At 42.9% G+C, this 948-nt stretch carries 2 protein-coding genes; both read left to right on the top strand.

The window, feature by feature from the left end:
* Positions 1-804: DUF7507 domain-containing protein (locus LG45_RS15935; protein WP_035129229.1), on the top strand; the 804-nt coding region annotated here is incomplete at its 5' end.
* Positions 728-948 (top strand): hypothetical protein (locus LG45_RS16540; protein ID WP_165570827.1); only part of this gene is annotated, 221 nt, incomplete at its 3' end. The genes LG45_RS15935 and LG45_RS16540, both read left to right, overlap by 77 nt.

Consider the following 948-nt stretch of genomic DNA (forward strand, 5'->3'; position numbering starts at 1 on the left):
GATGACTCTTCTGACCCAACTCCTTGTACTACTTGTGGGCCTGTAGTTGGATGTCCTACTTGTACGTCAACGGATTTACCTGCTAACCCAAGTATTCAATTATTAAAAGATGGAACTTACGTAGACTCTAGCCTTCCAGCTGGTGTATCTGTAGGTGACACCATTACATATGCATTTACAGTAACTAATACTGGTAACGTAACTCTTACTAACGTAACAGTAACTGATCCACTTGTAACTGTAGTGGGTGGACCAATTCCAACACTTGCTGTGGGTGCTTCTGACTCAACTACGTTTACTGCTGTTTACACAGTAACTCAAGCTGATATCGATGCTGGACAAGTGAACAACTTAGCAACAGCTACTGGAACACCTCCTTTTGGACCTCCTGTGACGGATGACTCTTCTGACCCAACTCCTTGTACTACTTGTGAGCCTGTAGTTGGATGTCCTACTTGTACGTCAACGGATTTACCTGCTAACCCAAGTATTCAATTATTAAAAGATGGAACTTACGTAGACTCTAGCCTTCCAGCTGGTGTATCTGTAGGTGACACCATTACATATGCATTTACAGTAACTAATACTGGTAACGTAACTCTTACTAACGTAACAGTAACCGATCCACTTGTAACTGTAGTGGGTGGACCAATTCCAACGCTTGCTGTTGGTGCGTCTGACTCAACAACGTTTACTGCTGTTTACACAGTAACTCAAGCTGATATCGATGCTGGTTTTTTCTGGTCAAGTAAACAACTTAGCAACTGCTACTGGAACTCCTCCTTCTGGACCTCCTGTAACTGATGACTCTTCTGACCCAACTCCTTGTACTACTTGTGAGCCTGTAGTTGGTTGTCCTACTTGTACGTCAACGGATTTACCTGCTAACCCAAGTATTCAATTATTAAAAGATGGAACTTACGTAGACTCTAGCCTTCCTGCTGGTGT

Source organism: Flavobacterium aquatile LMG 4008 = ATCC 11947 (assembly GCF_000757385.1).
GTDB classification, from domain to species: domain Bacteria; phylum Bacteroidota; class Bacteroidia; order Flavobacteriales; family Flavobacteriaceae; genus Flavobacterium; species Flavobacterium aquatile.